We start from the raw sequence: 22,460 nt of genomic DNA, 5'->3' as shown, positions 1-22,460 counted from the left end.
CCGCGCACTCCTCTGCCTCCCGACGCCATGGCCAATTATTCCCCAGCTCTCCCCGCTCTCCTGCAACGCAGCCTTCCGTTGCTGCCGTTGCTGTTGATAGCCACCGCAGTGGGAGCCGCGATGCTGCTCTCCAGCTCAGACCCGCTCGACGACCTGGCCGACCGCGCCCTGCCGCGCAGCGTGGCGATCGCCTCCAGCGCCAGCCCGATCTATGACGTCCCCAGCGCCGAAGCCCAGCAGCATGCCGTCGACTTCCTCGGCAGCATCGACAAGGCCGTGGCCAATGGCGTCGCGGTCCTGCGTGGCGGCGAAAGCAAGTCGATCATCGCCCAGGGCCGCTATTTCAATGCGCTGGTGAATGCCGGCTACGCCCAGTTCGGTTCGTCCTACTACGACCCGCTGGGCAGTTGCGGAGCGGCCGGCAGCTCGGCGCGGCACCTCTGGCACACCCAGGTCCGCGCGCTCCAGGAGGGTGCGCGCAACGCCCTGTCGGGGGAACTGCGCAAAGCCAGCGACACCCTGGAGCGCGACCGCCAGACCTGCCTTGCCGACGTCAGCCGGGCGCTGACCAGCAAACCCGGCTGGCTGCCGGGCGAACTCGCCAGCCTTGGCCTGGCGCCCGCCGGGAGCTCCTCCGCGGCCTGGCCCGAATCCGCCGCCGAAAGCCCCTCAACAAACCTTTGACAGCCTTGCAAATCCGCAGGTTAGAATCGATTGGCATGCGGCCTGCATCCTGAACCCACGTAGCGTCGCCACTCCCCCATTCCCCAGGAGGTCGACACCTTGGATGCCGTGGCCATCAACAGCTATTTCCTGATCGCTGCTGTGCTGATCGGCATGAGCATCCTGGTCAGCTCGCTGTCCTCGCGCCTGGGCATCCCGATCCTGGTCATCTTCCTCGCCGTGGGCATGATCGCGGGCACCGACGGCCCCGGCGGCATCGGCTTCTCCAACTACCCCATGGCCTACCTGGTGGGCAACCTGGCGCTGGCAGTGATCCTGCTGGACGGCGGCTTGCGCACGCGGGTGTCGAGCTTCCGCGTGGCGCTGTGGCCGGCGCTGTCGCTGGCCACCGCCGGAGTGCTGATCACCGCCGGGCTGACCGGCGTGGCCGCCGCCTGGCTGTTCAAGCTGAGCTGGATGGAAGGCCTGCTGATCGGCGCCATCGTCGGCTCCACCGATGCCGCCGCGGTATTCTCGCTGCTCGGCGGCAAGGGCCTGAACGAGCGGGTCACCGCCACCCTGGAGATCGAATCGGGCAGCAACGACCCGATGGCGGTTTTCCTCACCGTCACCCTGATCGACATGCTCGCCCACGGCGAGAGCGGCCTGTCCTGGAGCTTCCTCTGGCACTTCCTGCGCGAGTTCGGCATCGGCTCGGTGCTCGGCCTGGCCGGCGGCTGGCTGCTGCTGCAGGTGATCAACCGCATCCATCTGGCCAACGGCCTCTACCCATTGCTGGCGATCAGCGGCGGCCTGCTGATCTTCGCCCTGGCCAACGCCGTGCACGGCAGCGGCATCCTCGCCATCTACCTGTGCGGCCTGGTGCTGGGCAACCAGCCGATCCGCTCGCGCCACGGCATCATGCACATGCTCGACGGCATGGCCTGGCTGGCGCAGATCGGCATGTTCCTGGTGCTGGGCCTGCTGGTCACGCCCCACGATCTCTGGCCCATCGCCCTGCCCGCCCTGGGCCTGGCGCTGTGGATGATCCTCTTCGCCCGCCCGCTGTCGGTGCTGGTCGGCCTGTTCCCGTTCCGCGCCTTCCATGGCCGCGAGAAGGCCTTCATCGCCTGGGTCGGCCTGCGCGGCGCGGTACCGATCATCCTCGCGGTGTTCCCGCTGATGGCCGGCCTGCCCAACGCGCAGCTGTTCTTCAACGTGGCCTTCTTCATCGTGCTGGTCTCGCTGCTGGTGCAGGGCACCAGCCTGCCCTGGGCCGCCAAGCTGCTGCGCGTGGTAGTTCCGCCGGACCCGGCGCCGATCTCCCGCGCCGGCCTTGAGGTCCACCCGACCAGCGAGTGGGAGCTGTTCGTCTACCACCTGAGCAAGGAAAAGTGGTGCATCGGCGCCGCCCTGCGCGAGCTGAAGATGCCCGAAGGCACCCGTATCGCCGCCCTGTTCCGCGGTACCCAGCTGCTGCACCCGTCCGGCAGTACCATCCTCGAAGCCGATGACATTCTCTGCGTGATCGGCCACGAGCATGACCTCTCGCCGCTGGGCAAGCTGTTCAGCCAGGCGCCGGACCGCGGCCTCAGCGCGCGCTTCTTCGGCGACTTCGTCCTCGAAGGCGATGCCCAGCTCTCCGCCGTGGCCTCGCTGTATGGCCTGAAGCTCGAAGGCGTCGACGGCGAACAGAACCTGGGCCGCTTCATCGCCCACGAAATCGGCGGCCAGGCGATCATCGGCGACCAGGTGGAATGGAACGGCCTGACCTGGACCGTAGCCGCCCTGGACGGGAACAAGATCCGCAAGGTCGGGGTCAAATTCCCCGAAGGCCGTCCCGGTCCCGGACTCTTCCTCTGACCGCCCACCGGCGCCCGCTTGCGGGTGCCGGCCCGCCAGAACTACCCTCACTCCACTTTTTTGCACGAGCCGCTGAACGCGACCATGTCATTCCTGCTGCGTACCCTTCTGACCGTCGTCCTCCTGGGCGGCTCCCTCACCGGCCTGCCCGCGCTCGCCGCCGATACCACAGTGCCCAGCGCCGAGAAGGTGCAGCAGAACCTCGACGGCCTCGCCGACCGTAAACTCAGCGAGGCCGAAGCCAAGCCGATCAAGGCCAGCCTGGAAAACACCCTCAAGCTGCTGGCCGCCAAGGAAGACAGCGAAAAGCAGCTGAGCGAGCTCAAGGGCCGCCTGGCCGATGCGCCCAAGCTGATCAGCGAAAACCAGAAGGCGCTCGTCCGCCTCAAGGGCACCGCCGACAAACCCGCCACCCAGCGCTACGCCGGCTACAACGCCACCCAGCTGGAAATGCTCCTCAACGAGCAATCCACCCTGCTCGCCGGCTGGCAGAAGGAGATGATCGACGCCAAGAGCGAGATCCTCACCGCGCAGACCCGCCCCGAGCGCGCCCAGGCCGACCTGAGCAGGAACCAGAGCCGCCTGCTGGACATCAACACCGCCCTCAAGGCCGGCAAGGAAGGCGCCAAGCCGCTGGCCGACGAACGCCGCAACGAGCTGCTCGCCGAGCAGGCCGCGCTGATCGCGCAGAACCTGCTGCTGCGCCAGCAGCTGGCCGGCAACAACCTGCTGCTCGACCTCGCCTCCAGCCAGCGCGACCTGCTCGCCGAGCGCATCGGCCGCGAAGAGCGCGAAACCCTCGAACTGCAGGCGATGATCAGCGACAAGCGCCGCGAGCAGTCGGAGAAGACCGTCGCCCAGCTGTCCAAGGACAGCAGCCAGGCCGCCGGCACCGACAGCCTGCTGAGCCAGCAGAATGCCGCCAACCTCAAGCTCTCCGACTACCTGCTGCGTACCACCGACCGCCTCAACACCCTGACCCGGCGCAACCTCGAAGCCAAGCAGCAGCTGGACAACCTGACCCAGGGCGAGCAGGCCCTCGACGAGCAGATCAACGTCCTGCGCGGCAGCCTGCTGCTGTCGAAGATCCTCTACCAGCAGAAGCAGTCGCTGCCGGTGATCAAGACCGACCAGGACCTCGCCGACGAGATCGCCGACCTGCGCCTGTACCAGTTCGAGCTGAACCAGAAGCGCGACGAGATCAACAACACCCAGGTCTACATCGACAACCAGCTGGCCCAGCAGGCGCAGGAAAGCGTCACCCCGCAGCTGCGCCACGACCTCTCCGAGCTGGTGGACACCCGCCTGGAACTGATGGAGCGCCTCAACCACGAGCTGAACGCGCTGCTCAACGAAGCCATCACCCTGCAGCTCAACCAGAAGCAGCTCAAGGAAACCAGCGACAGCCTGCGCGCCACCCTCGACGAGCAGATGTTCTGGATTCCCAGCAACCGCCCGCTGGACCTGTCGTGGTTCAAGATGACCCCGACCCTGCTGCACCACCAGCTGGCCGAGGTGCCCTGGGGCTCGGGCGTGAAGGAGCTGGGCGAAGGCCTGATCGACCGACCCTTCCTGTTCCTGCCGCTGCTCCTGCTGGTCGCCGCCCTGCTGTGGAAGCGCAAGTTCCTCTACGACAAGCTGGAGTCGCTGAACGACGACATCGGCCACTTCAAGCGCGACAGCCAGGCGCACACCCCGCTGGCGCTGCTGCTCGCCGTGCTGCTGGCGTTGCCCGGCACCCTGGCCCTGGCCATCGCCGGCCTCGCCCTGCTGCTCGACGCCCGCGGGCAGAACGCCACCCTGGGCAGCGCGCTGCTGGAGATGGCGCAGGTCTGGCTGGTGTTCTACACCGCGCACCGCATCCTGCGCCCCGGCGGCATCGCCGAGCGGCACTTCCACTGGAGCCAGCCGCAGGTGGTGTTCCTCGGCAAGCTGATGCGCCGACTGGGCCTGGTAGTGATGTCGCTGGTCGCCGTGGTCACCGTCGCCGAGCACTCGCCGGCCTCGCTGGCCGATGACGTGATCGGCATCGCCGTGGTGCTGTTCGGCTATGGCGCGATGACCTGGCTGCTCGCCCAGCTGCTGTTCAACAGCCCCTCCAGCGAGCGTCCGTCGATGATCAAGATGATCGTCGGCCTGGGCTTCACCGCCCTGCCGGTGGCGCTGTTCCTCGCCGTGGGCTTCGGCTACTACTACACCGCCCTCAAGCTCACCGACCGGCTGATCGACACCCTGTTCCTGCTGATGTTCTGGATGGTGGTGGAAGCCACCTTCGTCCGCGGCATGGGCGTCGCCGCCCGCCGCCTGGCCTACCAGCGCGCCCTGAAGAATCGCCAGAACGCGCCCAAGGAAGGCATCGAGGGCACCGAGGTCATCGAAGAGCCGACCCTGGGCATCGAGCAGATCAACGAACAGTCGATGCGCCTGATCCGCCTGGGCCTGCTGATCGGCTTCGTGGTCACCCTGTACTGGGTCTGGGCGGACCTGATCAGCGTGGTCTCCTACCTCGACAACGTGACCCTCTACCAGTACACCAGCGGCACCGGTGACGCGGCGTCCACCACGCCGATCAGCCTCAGTGACTTCCTCATGGCGCTGGTCATCGCCGCCGTGACCGTCGCCCTGGCGCGCAACCTGCCCGGCCTGCTCGAAGTGTTGGTGCTGCAGCGCCTGACCCTGGGCCAAGGCAGCGCCTATGCCATCACCACGCTGCTGTCCTACACCATCAGCGGCGTCGGCTTCGTCAGCGCGCTGTCCACCCTCGGGGTGAGCTGGGACAAGCTGCAATGGCTGGTGGCCGCGCTGTCGGTTGGCCTGGGCTTCGGCCTGCAGGCGATCTTCTCCAACTTCGTCTCCGGCCTGATCATCCTCTTCGAGCGCCCGGTGCGGATCGGCGACGTGGTGACCATCGGCACGCTGTCCGGCACCGTCAGCCGGATCCGCATCCGCGCCACCACCATCACCGACTTCGACCGCAAGGAAATCATCGTCCCCAATCAGACCTTCATCACCGGCCAGCTGGTGAACTGGTCGCTGAGCGATACCGTCACGCGGGTAACGATCAAGATCGGCCTGGCCTATGAAAGCGACCTGCCGCTGGCACGCAAGATCATGCTCGACGCCGCCCACGCCAACACCCGCATCCTGCGCGACCCGGAGCCGGTGCTGTACTTCACCATGATCAGCGCCAGCACCTTCGACTACGAACTGCGCTTCCACGTGCGCGAGCTGGGCGACCGCAACCCGGCGGTGGACGAAACCCTCACGCGCATCGCCCTGGCCTTCCGCGAGGCCGGCATCGACATGGCCTTCAACCAGGTCGACGTGTTCCTGAAGAACTTCCAGGGCCAGGAAGCCCAGGTCATCGTCGGCCAGCAGCAACCCGCCGCCACGCCGGTGAAACTGCCCGCCGCGCAGAATGACAAGCCCAGCGGCGACAGGGCCTGAGGGTGGACGCCCCCGGACAAGTCCGAGCACAATGCTCGGACTTGTCCGGAGTTAGATTGTGAAAAAGCTCGACGAACTAACCTTCGATAACCGCTTCGCCCGCCTGGGCGACGTGTTTTCCACCCAGGTCCTGCCCGATCCCATCGCCGACCCGCGTCTTGTCGTTGCCAGCCCCGCCGCCATGGCCCTGCTCGACCTCGACCCGAGCGAGGCGGATAACCCGCTGTTCGCGGAAATCTTCGCCGGGCACAAGCTCTGGGAAGAAGCCGACCCGCGCGCGATGGTCTACTCCGGGCACCAGTTCGGCTCCTACAACCCACGCCTGGGCGACGGCCGCGGCCTGTTGCTGGGCGAAGTGGTGAACGAGGCCGGCGAGCACTGGGACCTGCACCTGAAGGGCGCGGGGCAGACGCCCTACTCGCGCATGGGCGATGGCCGCGCCGTGCTGCGATCGTCGATCCGCGAATTCCTCGCCAGCGAATACCTCGCCGCCCTGGGCATCCCCAGCAGCCGCGCGCTGTGCGTCACCGGCTCCAGCACCACGGTATGGCGCGAGTCGAAGGAAACCGGCGCCATGCTGCTGCGCCTGGCGCCCAGCCACGTGCGCTTCGGCCACTTCGAATACTTCTACTACACCAAGCAGGAAGAACACCTGCGCACCCTCGGCGAGTTCGTCCTGAAGTCCTATTACCCGCAGTGCCTGAACGACGAAAAGCCCTACCTGGCGTTCTTCCGCGAAGTCGTCGAGCGCAACGCCGAGATGATCGCCTACTGGCAGGCCTACGGCTTCTGCCACGGGGTGATGAACACCGACAACATGTCGATCCTCGGCATCACCTTCGACTACGGCCCCTACGCCTTCCTCGACGACTTCGACGCCAACCACATCTGCAACCACTCCGACGACACCGGCCGCTACTCCTTCAGCAACCAGGTGCCCATCGCCCACTGGAACCTCGCGGCCCTCGGCCAGGCGCTGGTGCCCTTCGTCGAAGTGGACGACCTGCGCGCCACCCTGGACCTGTTCCTGCCGCTCTACCAGGCCAGCTATCTGGACCTGATGCGCCGCCGCCTCGGCCTCACCACCGCCGAAGACGGCGATCTGGAACTGGTGCAGCGCCTGCTGCAAACCATGCAGAAGGGCGCGGTGGACTACTCGCTGTTCTTCCGCCGCCTCGGCGAACAGGCGCCCGAGCAGGCGCTGGCGGTGGTCCGCGAAGACTTCGTCGACCTCACCGGCTTCGACGCCTGGGCTGCCGACTACCAGGCCCGCACCGAACGCGAAGGCGGCAGCCAGGACCAACGCCGCGCGCGCATGCATGCCGTCAACCCGCTCTACGTACTGCGCAACTACCTTGCCCAGGAAGCCATCAGCGCCGCCGAACAGGGCGACTTCAGCCTGGTGCGCCGCCTGCACGAAGTGCTCAGCAAACCCTTCGAAGAGCAGCCCAAAGCCGAAGTCTTCACCCGCCGCCCGCCGGACTGGGGCCGCCACCTGGAGATCAGCTGCTCCTCCTGAGCCGGTTATAAGCTCAGCGAAAAGCGATCTAGCGGCGCCCAGCCGGCATTGCTCCCGGTCATTGACCGGGGCCGGGCGCCGCTCGCATCCTCGGGGCTTTCTGCCACAAGGACGCTCGAACAATGAAACCGGAAACCCTGGCCATCCACGCCGGCTACAGCCCCGACCCGACCACCAAGGCCGTGGCCGTGCCGATCTACCAGACCAGCTCCTACGCCTTCGACGACACCCAGCACGGTGCCGACCTGTTCGACCTGAAGGTCGCCGGCAACATCTACACGCGCATCATGAACCCCACCAACGCGGTGCTGGAGGAGCGCGTGGCCGCCCTCGAAGGCGGCGTCGCGGCGCTGGCCGTGGCTTCCGGCATGGCCGCCATCACCTACGCCATCCAGACCGTCGCCGAAGCCGGCGACAACATTGTCTCGGTGGCCAAGCTCTATGGCGGCACCTACAACCTGTTCGCCCACACCCTGCCGCGCTTCGGCATCCAGACCCGCTTCGCCGCCCACGACGACATCGCCGCCCTCGAAGCGCTGATCGACGAGCGTACCAAGGCGGTGTTCTGCGAATCCATCGGCAACCCGGCGGGTAACATCGTCGATCTCCAGGCCCTGGCCGATGCCGCGCACCGCCACGGCGTGCCGCTGATCGTCGACAACACCGTCGCCACACCGATCCTCTGCCGCCCGTTCGAGCATGGCGCGGACATCGTCGTGCACTCGCTGACCAAGTACATCGGCGGCCACGGCACCAGCATCGGCGGCATCGTCGTCGACTCCGGCAAATTCCCCTGGGCCGACAACAAGGAGCGCTTCCCGCTGCTCAACACGCCGGATGCGTCCTACCACGGCGTCACCTACACCGAAGCCTTCGGCCCCGCCGCCTTCATCGGCCGCTGCCGCGTCGTGCCGCTGCGCAACACCGGCGCCGCGCTCTCGCCGTTCAACGCCTTCCTCATCCTGCAAGGCCTGGAAACCCTCGCCCTGCGCATGGAGCGCCACTGCGAGAACGCGGTGAAAGTCGCCCAGTACCTGCAGGACCACCCGCAAGTCAGCTGGGTGAAATACGCCGGCCTCGCCGACCACCCCGAGCAGGAACTGGCGCTGCGCTACATGGGCGGCAAGCCCGCGTCGATCCTCTCGTTCGGCATCAAGGGCGGCCAGGAAGCCGGCGCGCGCTTCATCGACGCGCTCAAGCTGGTGGTGCGCCTGGTCAACATCGGCGACGCCAAGTCCCTGGCCTGCCACCCGGCCTCCACCACCCATCGCCAGCTCAACGACGAGGAGCTGCAGAAGGCCGGCGTGCCGCGCGACATGGTGCGGCTGTCCATCGGCATCGAGCACATCGACGACATCCTCGCCGACCTCGCCCAGGCGCTGGACGCCGCCAAGGCCTGATCGGCAGGCACCCGCGAGGCACCGCCCGGTGCCTCGCCATCCCTTGCCATCGAAGACCGCAATATCCAGATGCCATCATCGTGCAGACGATGGCCTCACCATTCCGTACAATGCCGCCCCTGCCTGCCACCCGGCAGCGGCGCAATCGCGCCATCCGATACGCCTGCGAAAAGGGAATTGCGCGGCCATCCCACCGCTTCCCCTCCCCCGTCATCCGCACTCCGACCCGCTCCGGCGCCGGCCGGTGGATAACTTTTTTCGCTCGCCACCATCGGGTTCCGCCCAAGCCTGCCGATAGTGCAGGAACGTGGTTCGCCACCCTGGCCCCCAATAACAACAATCTCCGAACGGCCTGACTTCACACCACCCTTCATGGAGATCGTCAATGAACAGCTGGATATCCAACCTGAGTGTGAACCTCAAGTTGGCCCTGGGCTTCGGCCTCGTGCTCGCCTTCACCGCCATCCTCGCCATCGTCAGTTGGGTCGGCCTCGGCTCGCTGATCGACCGCAGCAACTGGATGAGCGACATCACCGAGCTGAACTCGCGCCTCACCAAGCTGCGCATCACCCGCCTGCAATACATGATCGCCGACGGCGCCGAGCAGGAAGCCGCCAACGTCATGACCACCCTGGCCGACTTCAAGGCGCAGCAGCAGAAGCTGCGCGCCAGCTTCGTCAGCCCCGAGAACGTGCGCATGCTCGACCAGCTCGGCGGCATCATCGCTGACTACGAGAAATCCCTCGCCGCCATGCGCGCCGGCTACCAGAGCGCCGGCGTCAGCCGCCGCGCCCTGCAGGACAACGCCGCCCGCGCCACCGACCTGACCGCGAAGATCCAGGAAGACATCCTCAAGGCCCCGGCCGACGAAGAGCGCGCCACCCGCTTCCAGGCCATCACCGGTACCCGCGAAGACCTGCTGCAGGCCCGCTACGACGTACGCGACTACCTCGCCACCGCCCTCACCAGCAACGGTGACAACGTCACCCGCGGCCTCGACGAAAGCATCGCCGGCCTGCCCGCGCTGGGCAGCGTGCTCGGCGCCGCTGAAGCCACCTACGTCGAACAGCTCGGCAGCGCCCTGCGCGCCTACCGCGATGCCGTCGTCAGCCTGCGGCAGAACATGGCCGCCATCGTCCAGGCCCGCAAGGAAATGACCACCCAGGGCCAGGACATCGTCAAGATCAGCGAAAACCTCTACCAGCTGCAGCTCGACCGCCGCGACGCCGAAAGCGCCAGCGCCCGCAGCCTGCAGACCCTGGTCACGCTGCTCGCACTGGTCCTGGGCAGCATCGCCGCGCTGATCATCACCCGCCAGATCACCCGCCCGCTGCACGACACCATGGCCGTGGTCGACCGCATCGCCGCCGGCGACCTGTCACAGACCATCCAGGTCAGCCGCCGCGACGAACTCGGCCGCCTGCAACAGAGCATGCAGCGCATGAGCCAGAGCCTGCGCGAACTGATCGGCGGCATCCGCGACGGCGTCACCCAGATCGCCAGCGCCGCCGAAGAACTCTCCGCCGTCACCGAGCAGACCAGCGCCGGCGCCAACACCCAGAAGGTCGAGACCGACCAGGTCGCCACCGCCATGCACGAGATGTCCGCCACCGTGCAGGAAGTCGCGCGCAACGCCGAGCAGGCCTCCCAGGCCGCTTCCGCCGCCGACCACCAGGCCCAGGACGGCGACCGCGTGGTGAACAAGGCCGTGGAACAGATCGAGCGCCTGGCCGAGGAAGTCGAACGCTCCGCCGAAGCCATGCAGCGCCTGGAACAGGAAAGCGAGAAGATCGGCAAGGTCATGGACGTGATCAAGTCGGTGGCCGAGCAGACCAACCTGCTGGCCCTCAATGCCGCCATCGAAGCAGCCCGCGCCGGCGAGGCCGGGCGCGGTTTCGCCGTGGTCGCCGACGAAGTGCGTGGCCTGGCCCAGCGCACCCAGCAATCCACCGAAGAGATCGAAGCCCTGGTCGCTGGCCTGCAGAGCGGTACCCGCCAGGTCTCCAGCGTCATGCTCGGCAGCCGCGAACTCACCGCCAGCAGTGTCGCCCTCAGCCGCCAGGCCGGCGAATCCCTCGACGAGATCACCCGCACCGTCTCCAACATCCAGGCGATGAACCAGCAGATCGCCACCGCCGCCGAGGAACAGAGCGCCGTCGCCGAGGAAATCAGCCGCAGCGTGGTCAACGTCCGCGACGTCTCCGAACAGACCGCCTCGGCCAACCAGGAAGTCGCCGCGTCGAGCGTCGAACTGGCGCGCCTGGGCGGCCAACTGCAAACCCTGGTCAGCCACTTCCGCGTGTGATCCGAAGGGCCGCCGGCACCACCGGCGGCCCCACTTAGGCAATTCCGCTTTTCGTAGGAGCGAGCTTGCTCGCGAACCCGCCTGGCACAAAACCAGGCGGGACTACATCCCTTTCCCGCCGTCCTACCCCGCCCTCACCCGCTTTTTCGCAAGCTCCTGCCAGACACGGTGGATTCCCCATCCAGCCGGGTTCCTGCTCGTCTCGAATTTGTAGAATAGCGACATCTTCCCGACCAAACACCGCACGATGCATGAATTTTCCTGCATTTTCTACGCGACGGAAGATTGCGATCCGAACTACCGAACGGCACGGATCAAAAAGACGCGAGCCCCCGGTGCTACCAACACCGAAGGCCCGCTAACCACAACCAGCTCATAGGCAACTGATCATGGCTATCGCCCATACTACGTCACCCATTCCCACCGAGTCCGACCGCTTCATCCCACTGGGAACCGACTCACAACACCACGCCCATCCCCGCAACGCCACCCTCTACCTGCGCACCGACGCCCCGGCCGACGAACTCTACAACGCCGCCGAAGACCGCCTGAGCGCCGTCATCGACCTGCTCGGCATCCTCTCCCTCTCCACCCTCGACGCCCAGCCCATGCGCAACGTCCTGCAGATCAGCCGCTCCCTCCTGCTGCTGGCCTCCGATGCGCACTCGCTTTATCAGGCAGACCATGAACGGCGCGGAGGTCAGCGCTAGACCCCGCAGGAACAAGCCCTCTCGTCGCGCAAAGGGATCAGAAGCGTGGCCGTGTATGTACAAACGTCAATACGGAGAGCACGATGCTATTCGAATGGGACGAAGCCAAGAACCTGGCGAACATCCGCAAACACGGGATCGACTTCAACGACGCCATGGAACTGTTCCAGCAGCCCTACCTCGCCCATCGCGATGATCGCGAGGACTACGCAGAGGAACGCTGGATCAACCTTGGCCGGATCAGGTCGTTGATCGGCGTGGTCGTGAGCACCGAACGAGAGGGCGAGGTAGTCCGCATCATCTCCGCCCGAAAAGCCACCAGACGGGAGGCCAGACACTATGTCCAAACCATCGAAAACTGACTTCAAGCGCCTGAGCAAACTCAAGGACAAGGACATCAACACCAGCGATATCCCCGAACTGGGCGAAGACTTCTTCAAGAACGCCGAACTCCACGTGCCCGCCAAACAGGCCGTCACCATCCGCCTGGACGCGGACGTGCTGGAGTGGTTCAAGAGCCAGGGTGCGGGCTATCAGACCCGTATCAACCAGCTACTTCGGCAGTACATGCAGGCCCATCGGAACTGATCAACTTCGAAGCCGGACAGTTGATTATCCCCGGATCGCCACCACCTAGCTCCCCATACCCCGAGGAGCCCCATCATGTCCGATTCCCTGATCATCCCCTGCCCCAACTGCAACGGCCTGAACCGCGTGCCCGCCGAGCGGCTGGGTGATTCGCCCAGTTGCGGGCGCTGTCAGTCGCCGATCGTGCTGGATCGGCCGTTCGATCTGGACGAAGCGGGCTTCGCTGCCCAGGCCAAGGGCGATCTGCCGTTGCTGGTGGATGTCTGGGCGGACTGGTGCGGGCCGTGCAAGGGTTTTGCGCCGGTGTTCGAGCAGGCGGCGGTGCGGCTTTCGGGCAAGGTGCGGCTGGCCAAGCTGGACAGCGATGCTAACCCGAACCTGTCCACGCGCCTGGGGATTCGTTCGATCCCGAGCCTGATCCTGCTGCGCAACGGTCAGGAGGTGGCGCGCCAGAGCGGAGCGATGCCACTGCCGCAACTGCTCGACTGGCTGGCCCGCCAAGGCATCTGAGTTCTATCGGAGCCGGGCTGGCCGAGCGCTCAGAAGCGCTTTTCCAGGCCCGGCTTGCGCCACCGGGTGAAGGCCGCCAGCTCCCACGGGCGGACGGCGACCACCAGGCTGGTGCCGTGCTTGTCCTCCAGTGCAAGCTGCGAGTCCTTGTCGTGCAGGGCACGGAAGTCGCGGAGCAGGCGCTGCATTTTCTGCTGCATCACCGCGTTGCTGGCGCGGCTGAGCATGCCGCTGACCACCAGGCGCAGCTCGCCGGGACGGTCGAAGGAGCACTGGAAGAACTCCCGCTGCACCTGCTGCTCGAAGAAGCCCTGTATCGGGCCGCCCACCTGCCAGGCGAAGTCCGCTGACACCTTGAGCCGCACGCGGTTGTTCGGCTGCAGTTCGATGAAGCGCATGCGGTCCAGCTGCGCCAGCAACTGGACCAACTCGGTGGCGCTGAAGGTATAGGTCTGCAGGATCTGCTCGAAGCGCCAGTGATTCAGCAGCGCCAGGGCCACCAACAGCAGCCGCAGGTCGGCCACCAGCCGGGACTCCTGCTCGGTGGACAGCTGGTGGATCTTCTCCTGCTCCTCGGCAAGCTGCGCCAGCTCGGAAAGCGGCACGCCGAGCTGTTCGCACACCGCATCCAGTTGCTTGAGGCTCAGGTTGCCCTGGGAGAACCAGCGCTTGAGCGTCGGCTCCGAAATGCCGAGCGCGACGGCCAGATGCTGGTAGGTCAGCCCCTTCTGTTTGAGTTGCTGTTTCAGGGCAATGATCAGTTGCTGGGAAGAGGCCATGGGTCGCTCCGGTCGAGCAGGCACCGGTCCTGCTGAAAAGTATCGATTTGCGATACTCGCTGTATCTCAATACTAAACAGTGGGAGTTCAGGTTGCGACTGGCGATACCTGACCGCACTCTGCGGCTGTCTCAGCGACCATGACCCCGGAGGTCAGCCATGCAATCCGACGTGCAACTCAACTCTGCGTACTGGCTGTTTTTCATCAAGGTTTCCTTCGCGCTGTCCCTTCTCGCCACGACGCTGGGCATCGTCTTCATGCCGGCCGATCTGACGGTCAAGGGCTACATGACCATCTGCGCGGTGTTCCTGGTGAACTCGACCATCACCCTGACGAAAACCCTGCGCGACCAGCATGAGGGCGAACGCCTGATCAACCGCATCAGCGAAGCCAAGACGCAGAAGATCCTCAAGGAATTTTCCGAGTAAGCCCCAGCGGCAACCTGCCCCAGGAGACGAGCGATGAGCGTATGGAACAAGTTGGGCAGCCTGCTGCGCGGCCAGGCCCGCGAGTCGGTGGAGTGGCTGGTGGATGCCAATGCCCTGCGCATTCTCGAACAGGAGCTGCATGACGCGGATGGCGCGCTGGTGGCAGCCCGGCAGCAACTGACCCTGCTCTGCGCGGAGCGCATCGGCCTGGAACGCGAGCGGGCGGCGCAGCAGCAACTGCTGCAAAAGCGCGAGGCGCAGGCCAGGGCTGCACTGGCGCAGGGCGATGAATCCCTGGCGTTGGAAGTGGCCGGGCTCGTGGCGCGGCTGGAAACCCAGAGCAGCGAGCAGGATCGCCAGATCAGCCACCTCTGCGCTCAGGAAGCGCGGCTCAAGGCCCGCCTGCAAGCCAGTGCGCAGGCCATCCAGGAGCATCGCCGGGAACTGGTCCAGGTACGCGCCACGGCCAGCGCCCAGCAGGCCAGCGAGCAGATCGGCAGCCATCAGCACCAGCTCCAGGGGCGGATGGCGGCGATGCAGGAGTCGCTGATCCGCATCCGCAAGCGCCAGCAAGCGTTCGAGGATCGGGAGCAGGCTGCCAGAACGCTGCTGGACGAAGAGAACGACGCACCGCTGGAGCGACGCCTACAAGCCGCCGGGATTATCGCCAGCCACGATGCGCACGCGGTATTGCAGCGCCTCAGGCAAAGCGACAGCAGCGCGCCTGAAGCGGGCGACGCACGCTGATACAAAGCACATCGCGGCGAGCGATTCGGTCAATCCGCGCGGTCATTGCCAGGCCGCGCGGGGCGGCTAGGCTTGGGCAGACACCTTTCCAGGCGAAGCGGAGCGCGCCCATGCCTCATCCCATCGAATTCATCCGTCAGCTCACCGAAGAGCACATCGCCTTCGTCAAGCGCACCGGCCTCAAGGCCGAGGTGCTGGAGCCAGGCCACGTGCGCCTGCGCATGCCGCTCAAGGGCAACGAGAACCACGTCCACAACATGTACGCCGGCGCGCTGTTCACCGTCGCCGAGCTGCCCGGCGGTGTGCTGACCGTGGCCAGCTTCGATGCCCACCGCTTCTACCCCATCGTCAAGGAGTCCGGCCTGCGCTTCCTGCGGCCGGCCACCACCGACGTGACGGTGGACGCCTACCTGAGCGAGGCGGAACTCCAGCGCATCGGCGAGGAGGCGACGCAGCACGGCAAGTCCGAGTTCGTCCTCGACCTGCAACTGAAGGACACGGACGGCAACGTGGTTGCCGAAAGCCACTCCGTCTATCAGCTGCGGAGCCGCTGAAACGGGCCATTGCCCTGCATCAAGGTGAAATTTCCTACGTGGCGCGACAGTGGAAGCGCCACAGAGGGAAGCCACCATGTACAGGAACCTGCTCGTCGCCCACGACCTCAGTGTCGAGGCGGATATCGCCGTACGTCGTGCCGCGCAGCTGGCTCGCCAGCACGGCGCCAGCGTCACGCTGCTGCACGTGATCGAGGAATACTTTCCCGACCGCATGATGGCCACGGTGCGCGAAGCTGCCGAGGTGGCACTGCGCGATGCCGCCCGCGCCAGCGATATCGCCGACTACCAGCTGGTGATCCGCCAGGGTCGCGCGGCGAATACCGTCACCCAGACGGCGCAGGAGCTGGGCGCCGACCTGCTGGTGATCGGCGCACACCACCAGCAACTGCTGGAGCGCTTCGACGGCACCACCCTGGAGCGCATCGCCCGGCATTGCCGCGCTCCGATCCTGCTGGCGGTGGAAGAATCCGCCGCGCCCTACGCCAAGGCGCTGGTCGGGCTCGACCTGTCGCACTGTTCCTGCCAGGCCTGGCGCGCCGGCTACCGGCTGCTCGCGGCCGACGCCGAGCTGCTGGCGCTCAACGCCTACCAGCCAGGCAAGAAGGCCGGCCGCGCCGACAGCCACCTGGAGACCCAGCGCGAACTGCTGCGCCAGGCGCTGCAGGATGAGCGCTCGCAGGTGCCGGCCAACGGGCCGCAATTGCTTTGCGCGGTGCAGCAGGGCACGCCCCAGCAGGCGCTGGAGACGGCGTTGCGGGAGTGGACGCCGGACCTGCTGGTACTCGGCAGCCGCAGCCGCGGCGCCATCGAGCAGGCCATGCTGGGCAGCTCGACGCGCTATTTCCTGCGCCGGCCGCCCTGCGACGTGCTGATCAGCCAGTAAGCGCTCAGGCTTCCAGCAGGTTGTGCAGTTCGACGAACTGCTGGGTCAGCTTGTGTCGGGGTTCGAGGAAGATCAGCGGGGTGCAGGCCTGGTGCGACTCGCGCATCTTCACCGAGCTCATCAGGTACACCGGCAACACCGGCAGTTCCTCTTCCACCAGTTCGTCGAGCAGTTGCTGCGGCAGGGTCGCGCGCGGCTGGAACTGGTTGACCACGATGCCTTCGACTTCCAGCTCCTCGTTGTGGTCTTCCTTCAGTTCTTCGATCTCCTGCAGCAGGCCGTACAGTGCCTGGCGCGAGAAGCTGTCGCAGTCGAAGGGGATCAAGCAGCGATCGGCGGCGATCAGCGCGGAAACCGTATAGAAGTTCAGTGCCGGCGGGGTATCCAGGTAGATGCGGTCGTAGTCTTCGGAGAGCTCGTCCAGCAGTTTGCGCAGCTTGTTGATCTTGTGCTTCTGCTCAAGCTTGGGCTGCAGGTCGGCCAGCTCCGGGCTGGCGGTGACGATGTGCAGGTTGTCGAAGGGCGTCTCGTAGATGTCGACCTTGCCCTTGCGGCTGAAAGGCCCGGACGAGAGCGTCTGCTTGAAGAAGTCGGCAATGCCCACCGGCAGGTCTTCTCCGGTCAGGCCGGTGAGGTAGTGGGTGGAGTTGGCCTGGGCGTCCAGGTCCACCAGCAGCGTGCGATAGCCCTCCGCCGCGCTCACTGCCGCCAGGTTGCAGGCGATGCTCGACTTGCCTACCCCGCCCTTCTGATTGAACACCACGCGCCGCATGAGCCATCCCTCCAGGAACCATTCAAGACCTCGGGATTCTATGCAAAGCCCATGACAAGGGCGAGCACCCTGACACGCTACCGCTCGGCGGCCGAAGGCGCGTCTTACGGCGCATCGTAATAATGTCGGCGTTAAATTGAGAAACGTCCCCTTTTCAAGGCCGCCCCTTTTGTAAGCAAAAGTTTGCTTGACAGCAGCGCGACCGGGATAATACCGGCCCTGCGCCATGGCACGTGTCGACGAAGCTCTTGGTGGATCAAGGAAGACCCATTAGCCGACCGGTATGCCCACAGGGGCCAACAAGAGCTCGCAGCGTGATTCAATTCAATATCGACCAGTGGAGCGCCTGGGCCCCGGGCCTGTCCACGATCGCCGACTGGCAGAGCTGGATACGGGAAGAACGTCTTCCTGACGCCGCCGCCCAACCGGATGTCGCCTTTCTCCCCGCGATGCAGCGCCGCCGCCTGAGCCCGCTGGCACGCATGGTATTTGCGGTCGCCTGGCCCCTGGCCGACGGGCGCCCGGCGATGCCACTGATCTTCGTCTCCCGCCACGGTGAAACCGGCCGCAGCCTGGAACTGCTGCGCGAGCTGGCCGTCGAACAACCACTGTCCCCGACCCAGTTCAGCCTTTCCGTGCACAACGCGGTGATCGGGCTGTGGTCGATCCTGCGGCAGGACACCAGCGAAATGACGGCGATCGCCGGCGAACGTGACGGCTTTGAGCATGGCTTGCTGGAAGCTGCCGCGCTGCTCGCCGAGGGCGCGCCGGAGGTGCTGCTGGTGGTGACCGAGGAGCCGGTACCGGAGCTGTACTCGCCCTGGGTCGACGACGTGCCATTCCCCTACGCCGTGGCCCTGCGCCTGACAGCCGGCAGCGAATGGTCGCTGGAGCTTGCGGAGAACGGCACGGCGCTTGCTCCGCCGTCTGCCCCCAATGCCCTGAACCTGGTGCGCGCGCTGATCGAGCACACCAGCCTGATCCACCATCCCTGGAAGAAGCGTCTATGGACCTGGCAACGCAACCACTGAGCAAGCGCGCCAACGCTTGGCTGTGGCGCCTGTTCGCCACCGGCCTGTGCTTCGCCATCTTCGGTATCGGTGGCTTGCTGCTGCGGGTGCTGGTGTTTCCGCTGCTGAGCCTGCTGCCGGGCGATGCCCTGCGCCGTCGCAGCCGCGCGCGGCAGACGGTGAGCCGGCTGTTCTGGCTGTTCGTGCAGATCATGCAGCGCAGCGGCGTGCTGACGTACGAAGTGGAAGGCATCGAGCGCCTGGGCCGTCCGGGGCAGATGGTGATCGCCAACCACCCCTCTCTGATCGACGTGGTGTTCCTCATCGGCCTGATCCGCGACGCCAATTGCGTGGTCAAGCAGAGCCTGTTCGCCAACCCCTTCACCCGTGGCCCGGTGACGGCGGCGCAGTACATCAGCAACAACGGCAGCATGGACATGTTCGACGAGGCCGTGGAAGCGCTGCAGCAGGGCCAGACCCTGATCGTCTTCCCCGAAGGCACCCGCACCACGCCGGGCAAGGCCCCCGAATTCCATCGCGGCGCGGCGTCCATCGCCCTGCGCGGCGCCAGCGTGATCACCCCGGTGACCATCACCGTCACGCCGACCACCCTGACCAAGGCCGAGCCCTGGTACAGCATTCCCGCTCGCCGCGTGCAGTTCCGCCTGCGCGTCGGCGACGACCTGGACCCCCAGGTCTTTGCCAGCCAGGGCCCGCCCCCGGCGGCCTCACGCCGGCTCAATGCCTTCCTGCACCAGCATTTCACCAAGGAGCTCGCAAGAGATGAGCGATCTGCAACTGGAGATTAAACAGCTGATCATCGACGCCCTCGGCCTCGAAGACATCGGCCCCGATGACATCGACGCCGAGGACGCGCTGTTCGGCGACGGCCTCGGCCTGGACTCGGTCGACGCCCTGGAACTGGGCCTGGCCATCCAGAAACGCTACGGCATCAAGATCGACGCCGATGCCAAGGACACCCGCCAGCACTTCGCCAACGTGGCGAGCCTGGCGGCGTTCGTGACCGCCAAGAAAGCCGCCTGAGACCGCTGACCATGCAAACCCGTGAGGATATTTTCAACACCCTGCGCGACGCCCTGGTCGAGCTGTTCGAACTGGAGCCGGAGCAGATCAGCCTCGACGCCAACCTGTACCAGGACCTGGAGATCGACAGCATCGACGCCGTCGACCTGATCGACCACCTCAAGCGCCAGACCGGCAAGAAGATCGCCGCCGAGGAGTTCAAGTCGGTGCGCACCGTCGGTGATGTGGTCGAAGCGGTCTATCGCCTGGCCAACCCATGACACGCCTGGTCGGGCTCGGCCTGCTGCTGGCCGGGTTGCTCTATCCGTTCGCGATCTATTTCGGCATCGATCACCTGTCGCCGAAGTTCTTCGCCCTGCTGCTGGGCGGCCTGTGGTTCGCCCGCAGCCTGGGCAGCGGGCAACGCCCCGGCCAACGCTGGATGGCCCTGGCCGCCGTGCTGTTCTGCATCGTCCTGTGGCTGGTCAACGAACCGCACCTGCTGCGCTGGTACCCGGTGCTGATCAGCGGCGGCCTGCTGTGCCTGTTCGCCCTCAGCCTGAAGTTCGGCCCGCCGCTGGTGGAGCGCCTGGCGCGCCTGCGCGAGCCGGACCTGCCGCCCCACGCGGTGCGCTACACCCGCCTGGTGACCCAGGCCTGGGTGCTGTTCTTTCTCGGCAACGGCCTGATCGCCGCGGCCCTTACATTGTGGGCGCCGCTGGCCTGGTGGACGCTGTACAACGGCCTGATTTCCTACCTGCTGATGGGCGTGCTGTTCGCCGTCGAGTGGCTGGTGCGGCAGCGGGTCAGAGGTCAAGGATGAAACCGATTTCCCTCGCCCGGCTGCTACTGGAGCTGCCCGCCGAGCGCCCACTGGCGCTGGAGCCCGAGCTGCTGGCCGGCGATTTCCTGCAGCGCACGTGCAGCACTGCCGGTGCCCTGCGCCAGCGTGAAGCGCGCCGCGTGGCGATCCACCTGGAAGACGCTGCCGAGCTGGCCATCGCCCTCTACGCCTGTTGGCTGGCCGGCGCCGAAGCCGTTCTGCCGGCCGACAACATCGCCCACAGCCGCGAGCGGCTGGCGACGCAGATCGACGCCTGGATCGGCGACCAACCCGGCGACCTGTTGCTGGCCGAGCTGAACGGCCCGGCAGTGACACCCTCCGAGCTCGACCTCGACGCCTGCCGCCTGGTGCTCAGCACCTCCGGCTCCACCGGCGAGCCGAAACTGATCGGCAAGTCGCTGCGCCAGCTGAGCAATGAAGTGCAGGTCCTCGAAGCCCTCTGGGGCGAAGAGCTGGGCGACGCGCGCCTGCTCGGCAGCGTCGCCGCACAACACATCTACGGCCTGCTGTTCCGCGTGCTCTGGCCGCTGTCCGCCGGCCGCGCGTTCCTCCGTCGACAGATCGCCTTCCCGGAAGACCTGCAACGCCTGAGCCTCGACCAGCCGCGCTTCGCCTGGGTCGGCAGCCCGGCGCTGCTCAAGCGCATGGGCGACAACCTCGACTGGCCGGCATTGCGCCCGGTGGTGCGGGTGTTCTCCTCCGGCGGCCCGCTGCCGGCCGAAGCCGGCGAATTGCTGCACGAACGCCTCGGCCAGGCGCCCACGGAAATCTACGGCAGCTCCGAGACCGGCGGCATCGCCTGGCGCCAGGGCGGCCAGCTGTGGCAGCCGTTCGACGGAGTAACCCTGAGCCAGGACGAGCACGGCGCGCTGCGCATCGAATCGACCTACCTGCCGCCGGGTGAAACCGAACAGACCGCCGACGCCGCGCGAATCTGCGCCGACGGCCGCTTCGAGCTGCTCGGCCGACTCGACCGCATCGTCAAGCTGGAAGAAAAGCGCATCTCCCTGCCGCAACTGGAAGCCGCGCTGATGAAGCACCCCTTCGTCAGCGAAGCGCGCCTGGGCGTGGTGCAGGAGAACCGTGCCAGCCTCGGCGCACTGGTCGCCCTGAGCGACGCCGGCCTGCATGAGCTGCGCAACGGCGGCCGCCGTGCGCTGACCCAGCGCCTGCGCGAACACCTCGCCGACCACTGCGAAGCCCTCGCCCTGCCGCGCCGCTGGCGCCTGCTGCGACGCCTGCCGGGCAACGCCCAGGGCAAGCTGCCGCAAAGCCTGGTGGACGAACTGCTGCACGCACCGCGCAGCCACGACCCCGAAGTTCTGGCACGCAGCGAAGCCGATGGCGAGCAGCGCTTCCAGCTGGAAATCCCCCTCGACCTCGCCTACTTCCCCGGCCACTTCCCCAAGGCCCCGGTGCTGCCGGGCGTGGTGCAGGTGCAGTGGGCGCAGCAGCTGGGCCGCCAGGTCTTCGACCTGCCGCCGCGTTTCGGCGGCATGGAAGTGCTGAAGTTCCAGCAACTGCTGCGGCCGGGCGACCTCTGCCAACTGGCCCTGCGCTGGGACGCCGCGCGCGGCAAGCTGTACTTCGCCTTCACCCGTGGCGAGGCGGCCTGTTCCTCCGGGCGCATCCTGCTGGGGGCGGACGCATGAGCCCTGTGATTGATGCGAGCAAGGGGCCCTGCGCCGTGATCCCGGTGTACAACCACGAGCACGCGCTGCCCCAGGTGGTCGCCGAACTGCTCGCCGCCGGGCTGCCCTGCGTGCTGGTGGACGACGCCTCCAGCCGCGAGTGCGCGGCAGTGATGGACCAGCTCGCCGCAGGCCGCGACACGTACCTGGTGCGCCTGGCGGTTAACCAGGGCAAGGGCGGCGCAGTGATGGCCGGCCTGCGCGAAGCCGCGCGCCTGGGCTTCACCCACGCGCTGCAGGTGGACGCCGACGGCCAGCATGACCTGGGCGACGTGCAGCGCTTCCTCGGCACCTCCCGCGAGCATCCCGAGGCGCTGGTCTGCGGCTACCCGCAGTACGACGAGAGCGTGCCCAAGGGCCGCCTCTACGCGCGCTACCTGACCCACGTCTGGGTATGGATCAACAGCCTGTCGCTGTCGATCCGCGACGGCATGTGCGGCTTCCGCGTCTATCCGCTGGCCAGTACGCTGAAACTGATCGACAGCACCACGCTGGGCAGGCGCATGGACTTCGACCCGGAAATCCTCGTCCGCCTGGCCTGGCGCAACCAGCCGATGCAGTGGCTGCCGACGAAGGTGCATTACCCGCTCGACGGCCTCTCGCACTTCCGACTATTCCACGACAACGCGCTGATTTCCTCCATGCATGCCCGGCTGTTCTTCGGCATGCTCTGGCGCTCGCCGGCGATCCTCTGGCGCCGCCTGCGGAGTGCCGCGTGAGC

Annotated in this window: 23 protein-coding genes; 21 read left to right on the top strand and 2 right to left on the bottom strand. The window is 66.5% G+C overall.

The features are described 5' to 3' along the window. Positions 1 to 120: 120 nt before the first annotated feature. The 10 genes from QO207_RS03495 (at position 121) to trxC (ending at position 13,005) form a co-directional block, all read left to right on the top strand. Complete coding sequence (locus tag QO207_RS03495; RefSeq protein WP_301531199.1) at positions 121 to 684, top strand: hypothetical protein; 564 nt, start codon at positions 121 to 123, stop codon at positions 682 to 684. A gap of 99 nt (positions 685 to 783) precedes the next feature. After that, positions 784 to 2,526, top strand: a complete 1,743-nt coding sequence (locus tag QO207_RS03490) for a potassium/proton antiporter (protein ID WP_301531198.1) — start codon at positions 784 to 786, stop codon at positions 2,524 to 2,526. A gap of 84 nt (positions 2,527 to 2,610) precedes the next feature. Then, a complete protein-coding gene (gene mscK, locus QO207_RS03485) occupies positions 2,611 to 5,973 on the top strand; it encodes a mechanosensitive channel MscK (RefSeq protein WP_301531197.1) in 3,363 nt (1,120 codons plus the stop codon). A 58-nt stretch (positions 5,974 to 6,031) separates the two neighbouring features. Then, positions 6,032 to 7,492 (top strand): protein adenylyltransferase SelO, encoded by a 1,461-nt coding sequence (gene selO / locus QO207_RS03480; RefSeq protein WP_301531196.1) that lies wholly within the window; start codon positions 6,032 to 6,034, stop codon positions 7,490 to 7,492. Positions 7,493 to 7,614: 122 nt separating this feature from the next. Further along, complete coding sequence (locus QO207_RS03475; RefSeq protein WP_301531195.1) at positions 7,615 to 8,892, top strand: bifunctional O-acetylhomoserine aminocarboxypropyltransferase/cysteine synthase; 1,278 nt, start codon at positions 7,615 to 7,617, stop codon at positions 8,890 to 8,892. A gap of 385 nt (positions 8,893 to 9,277) precedes the next feature. After that, positions 9,278 to 11,197: a methyl-accepting chemotaxis protein gene (locus tag QO207_RS03470; protein WP_301531194.1), complete on the top strand. Its 1,920-nt coding sequence runs from the start codon at positions 9,278 to 9,280 to the stop codon at positions 11,195 to 11,197. 389 nt (positions 11,198 to 11,586) lie between these two features. Beyond that, positions 11,587 to 11,907: a hypothetical protein gene (locus QO207_RS03465; protein ID WP_301531193.1), complete on the top strand. Its 321-nt coding sequence runs from the start codon at positions 11,587 to 11,589 to the stop codon at positions 11,905 to 11,907. An 83-nt stretch (positions 11,908 to 11,990) separates the two neighbouring features. Next, complete coding sequence (locus QO207_RS03460; protein WP_301531192.1) at positions 11,991 to 12,269, top strand: BrnT family toxin; 279 nt, start codon at positions 11,991 to 11,993, stop codon at positions 12,267 to 12,269. Next, on the top strand, positions 12,247 to 12,495 hold the full coding sequence (locus QO207_RS03455) for a BrnA antitoxin family protein (protein WP_301531191.1): 249 nt from the start codon (positions 12,247 to 12,249) through the stop codon (positions 12,493 to 12,495). Before QO207_RS03460 ends, QO207_RS03455 begins: the two co-directional genes overlap by 23 nt. Before the next feature lie 75 nt (positions 12,496 to 12,570). Further along, positions 12,571 to 13,005, top strand: a complete 435-nt coding sequence (gene trxC, locus QO207_RS03450; protein ID WP_301531190.1) for a thioredoxin TrxC — start codon at positions 12,571 to 12,573, stop codon at positions 13,003 to 13,005. A gap of 29 nt (positions 13,006 to 13,034) precedes the next feature. Here the strand turns inward: trxC and QO207_RS03445 are convergent, their stop codons facing one another. Continuing rightward, positions 13,035 to 13,784, bottom strand: a complete 750-nt coding sequence (locus QO207_RS03445; protein ID WP_301531189.1) for a helix-turn-helix transcriptional regulator — start codon at positions 13,782 to 13,784, stop codon at positions 13,035 to 13,037. 158 nt (positions 13,785 to 13,942) lie between these two features. On the opposite strand from QO207_RS03445, the gene QO207_RS03440 reads away from it, so the two are divergent. The 4 genes from QO207_RS03440 to QO207_RS03425 all read left to right on the top strand — a co-directional run bounded on the left by QO207_RS03440 (position 13,943) and on the right by QO207_RS03425 (position 16,399). Further along, entirely contained in the window at positions 13,943 to 14,212 is a 270-nt protein-coding gene (locus tag QO207_RS03440) for a YiaA/YiaB family inner membrane protein (protein WP_301531188.1), read from the top strand. Positions 14,213 to 14,245: 33 nt separating this feature from the next. After that, entirely contained in the window at positions 14,246 to 14,959 is a 714-nt protein-coding gene (locus QO207_RS03435; protein ID WP_301531187.1) for a PspA/IM30 family protein, read from the top strand. A gap of 110 nt (positions 14,960 to 15,069) precedes the next feature. Continuing rightward, positions 15,070 to 15,513, top strand: coding sequence for a YiiD C-terminal domain-containing protein (locus QO207_RS03430; RefSeq protein WP_301531186.1), 444 nt, complete (start codon positions 15,070 to 15,072; stop codon positions 15,511 to 15,513). A gap of 76 nt (positions 15,514 to 15,589) precedes the next feature. Further along, complete coding sequence (locus tag QO207_RS03425) at positions 15,590 to 16,399, top strand: universal stress protein (protein ID WP_301531185.1); 810 nt, start codon at positions 15,590 to 15,592, stop codon at positions 16,397 to 16,399. Positions 16,400 to 16,403: 4 nt separating this feature from the next. On the opposite strand, the gene QO207_RS03420 is transcribed toward QO207_RS03425, so the two are convergent. Further along, a complete protein-coding gene (locus QO207_RS03420; protein ID WP_138523465.1) occupies positions 16,404 to 17,171 on the bottom strand; it encodes a ParA family protein in 768 nt (255 codons plus the stop codon). A 314-nt stretch (positions 17,172 to 17,485) separates the two neighbouring features. Between QO207_RS03420 and QO207_RS03415 the strand changes: the two genes are divergently transcribed. Genes QO207_RS03415 through QO207_RS03385 form a run of 7 tightly spaced genes read left to right on the top strand, consistent with a single transcriptional unit; the run spans position 17,486 to position 22,458 of the window. Continuing rightward, positions 17,486 to 18,202 carry a beta-ketoacyl synthase chain length factor gene (locus tag QO207_RS03415; RefSeq protein ID WP_301531184.1) on the top strand — a complete coding sequence of 239 codons (717 nt, stop codon included), beginning with the start codon at positions 17,486 to 17,488 and terminating at the stop codon, positions 18,200 to 18,202. Then, positions 18,178 to 18,990: a 1-acyl-sn-glycerol-3-phosphate acyltransferase gene (locus QO207_RS03410; protein WP_301531183.1), complete on the top strand. Its 813-nt coding sequence runs from the start codon at positions 18,178 to 18,180 to the stop codon at positions 18,988 to 18,990. Before QO207_RS03415 ends, QO207_RS03410 begins: the two co-directional genes overlap by 25 nt. Further along, on the top strand, positions 18,965 to 19,225 hold the full coding sequence (locus tag QO207_RS03405) for a phosphopantetheine-binding protein (RefSeq protein ID WP_301531182.1): 261 nt from the start codon (positions 18,965 to 18,967) through the stop codon (positions 19,223 to 19,225). Before QO207_RS03410 ends, QO207_RS03405 begins: the two co-directional genes overlap by 26 nt. Positions 19,226 to 19,236: 11 nt before the next feature. Then, positions 19,237 to 19,485 (top strand): acyl carrier protein, encoded by a 249-nt coding sequence (locus QO207_RS03400; protein ID WP_081515447.1) that lies wholly within the window; start codon positions 19,237 to 19,239, stop codon positions 19,483 to 19,485. Further along, on the top strand, positions 19,482 to 20,027 hold the full coding sequence (locus QO207_RS03395) for a hypothetical protein (protein ID WP_301531181.1): 546 nt from the start codon (positions 19,482 to 19,484) through the stop codon (positions 20,025 to 20,027). The genes QO207_RS03400 and QO207_RS03395 overlap by 4 nt, the downstream gene beginning before the upstream one ends. Further along, positions 20,024 to 21,700 (top strand): AMP-binding protein, encoded by a 1,677-nt coding sequence (locus QO207_RS03390; protein ID WP_301531180.1) that lies wholly within the window; start codon positions 20,024 to 20,026, stop codon positions 21,698 to 21,700. Before QO207_RS03395 ends, QO207_RS03390 begins: the two co-directional genes overlap by 4 nt. After that, on the top strand, positions 21,697 to 22,458 hold the full coding sequence (locus QO207_RS03385; protein WP_301531179.1) for a glycosyltransferase family 2 protein: 762 nt from the start codon (positions 21,697 to 21,699) through the stop codon (positions 22,456 to 22,458). The genes QO207_RS03390 and QO207_RS03385 overlap by 4 nt, the downstream gene beginning before the upstream one ends. Positions 22,459 to 22,460: the final 2 nt, after the last annotated feature.

Origin of the sequence: Pseudomonas sp. CAN1, assembly GCF_030462585.1 — a bacterium.
Classification (GTDB): domain Bacteria; phylum Pseudomonadota; class Gammaproteobacteria; order Pseudomonadales; family Pseudomonadaceae; genus Pseudomonas.
This window is presented reverse-complemented; position numbering and strand designations above follow the sequence as displayed.

Excerpts from the sequence above, each read along its gene's own strand:
- QO207_RS03460 (WP_301531192.1), top strand. The coding sequence starts at position 11,991 with ATGCTATTCGAATGGGACGAAGCCAAGAACCTGGCGAACATCCGCAAA.
- QO207_RS03430 (WP_301531186.1), top strand. The coding sequence starts at position 15,070 with ATGCCTCATCCCATCGAATTCATCCGTCAGCTCACCGAAGAGCACATC.
- QO207_RS03405 (WP_301531182.1), top strand. The coding sequence starts at position 18,965 with ATGAGCGATCTGCAACTGGAGATTAAACAGCTGATCATCGACGCCCTC.
- QO207_RS03455 (WP_301531191.1), top strand. The coding sequence starts at position 12,247 with ATGTCCAAACCATCGAAAACTGACTTCAAGCGCCTGAGCAAACTCAAG.
- QO207_RS03435 (WP_301531187.1), top strand. The coding sequence starts at position 14,246 with ATGAGCGTATGGAACAAGTTGGGCAGCCTGCTGCGCGGCCAGGCCCGC.
- QO207_RS03475 (WP_301531195.1), top strand. The coding sequence starts at position 7,615 with ATGAAACCGGAAACCCTGGCCATCCACGCCGGCTACAGCCCCGACCCG.
- trxC (WP_301531190.1), top strand. The coding sequence starts at position 12,571 with ATGTCCGATTCCCTGATCATCCCCTGCCCCAACTGCAACGGCCTGAAC.
- QO207_RS03400 (WP_081515447.1), top strand. The coding sequence starts at position 19,237 with ATGCAAACCCGTGAGGATATTTTCAACACCCTGCGCGACGCCCTGGTC.
- QO207_RS03495 (WP_301531199.1), top strand. The coding sequence starts at position 121 with ATGCTGCTCTCCAGCTCAGACCCGCTCGACGACCTGGCCGACCGCGCC.
- mscK (WP_301531197.1), top strand. The coding sequence starts at position 2,611 with ATGTCATTCCTGCTGCGTACCCTTCTGACCGTCGTCCTCCTGGGCGGC.
- QO207_RS03445 (WP_301531189.1), bottom strand. The coding sequence starts at position 13,784 with ATGGCCTCTTCCCAGCAACTGATCATTGCCCTGAAACAGCAACTCAAA.
- QO207_RS03470 (WP_301531194.1), top strand. The coding sequence starts at position 9,278 with ATGAACAGCTGGATATCCAACCTGAGTGTGAACCTCAAGTTGGCCCTG.
- QO207_RS03465 (WP_301531193.1), top strand. The coding sequence starts at position 11,587 with ATGGCTATCGCCCATACTACGTCACCCATTCCCACCGAGTCCGACCGC.
- QO207_RS03410 (WP_301531183.1), top strand. The coding sequence starts at position 18,178 with ATGGACCTGGCAACGCAACCACTGAGCAAGCGCGCCAACGCTTGGCTG.
- QO207_RS03425 (WP_301531185.1), top strand. The coding sequence starts at position 15,590 with ATGTACAGGAACCTGCTCGTCGCCCACGACCTCAGTGTCGAGGCGGAT.
- QO207_RS03420 (WP_138523465.1), bottom strand. The coding sequence starts at position 17,171 with ATGCGGCGCGTGGTGTTCAATCAGAAGGGCGGGGTAGGCAAGTCGAGC.
- QO207_RS03440 (WP_301531188.1), top strand. The coding sequence starts at position 13,943 with ATGCAATCCGACGTGCAACTCAACTCTGCGTACTGGCTGTTTTTCATC.
- QO207_RS03390 (WP_301531180.1), top strand. The coding sequence starts at position 20,024 with ATGAAACCGATTTCCCTCGCCCGGCTGCTACTGGAGCTGCCCGCCGAG.
- QO207_RS03385 (WP_301531179.1), top strand. The coding sequence starts at position 21,697 with ATGAGCCCTGTGATTGATGCGAGCAAGGGGCCCTGCGCCGTGATCCCG.
- QO207_RS03395 (WP_301531181.1), top strand. The coding sequence starts at position 19,482 with ATGACACGCCTGGTCGGGCTCGGCCTGCTGCTGGCCGGGTTGCTCTAT.